Origin of the sequence: Blautia sp. MSK.20.85 (genome assembly GCF_013317245.1) — a bacterium.
Taxonomy (GTDB): Bacteria; Bacillota; Clostridia; order Lachnospirales; family Lachnospiraceae; genus Blautia_A.
Window position 1 is genome coordinate 1 of record NZ_JAAIUN010000133.1, and the last position, 312, is coordinate 312.

Annotated in this window: 1 pseudogene; it reads right to left on the bottom strand. The window is 34.9% G+C overall.

From position 1 onward, the window contains the following. Positions 1–127 precede the first annotated feature (127 nt). A pseudogene (locus G5B12_RS17325) lies at positions 128–312 on the bottom strand (recombinase family protein); the annotation flags it as partial.

Genomic DNA, 312 nt, shown 5'->3' on the forward strand with positions numbered 1-312 from the left:
ATGTGGATGTGTCAAGTATAGGACAAAAAAAATTTTATTTTTTTCTGCCGAAGACTATCTGACGCTTCCATCAGGTAGTCCCAGCACCTTTATTATCTTCTGATAAGTCCTTCTTGTCCTGCTCAAGTTACCTCTGTTCCGAAAAAATATCGTCAAAATTCCATTCGATTTCAATTTCATCCTGACTATGAACACGGATCACCTTGATAATCTCACGCAACTTCTCTGTATCGAACTTCTGAATTCCCAAGAAATCTTTTAGTTTTATTTTATCAGAAAGTTCATTTTGTTCAAGAAGCTTTTTACTATTCT